Genomic DNA, 256 nt, shown 5'->3' on the forward strand with positions numbered 1-256 from the left:
TTACTATTGTTAGCCGCTTCTTGACCACTACGACTGGTATTATTGCTTGCTGCTTGCTCATTAGCACCATCACTATCATTAGCTTGCACTTTCTGACGGACTGGCACTTCACGTTTGGTCGGGCGCAAATTTACAGAGCGCGTGCGTCTCGCACTCAAGTCTTTCACCGGATCAGGGCGCTCATAATTGTCGATGATACTGACGTAGCGATTGATCTCTTCAGGTAAGACACGCACATTGGCCGGCAGCCTAAAGT

At 48.8% G+C, this 256-nt stretch carries 1 protein-coding gene; it reads right to left on the reverse strand.

Annotation, left to right across the window (positions count from 1 at the left end; all coding sequences use genetic code 11):
- Positions 1–256: hypothetical protein (locus AAEZ06_RS27755; protein ID WP_350617367.1), on the reverse strand; the 256-nt coding region annotated here is incomplete at both ends.

Source organism: Pseudomonas sp. HY7a-MNA-CIBAN-0227 (genome assembly GCF_040310325.1).
Taxonomy (GTDB): domain Bacteria; phylum Pseudomonadota; class Gammaproteobacteria; order Pseudomonadales; family Pseudomonadaceae; genus Aquipseudomonas.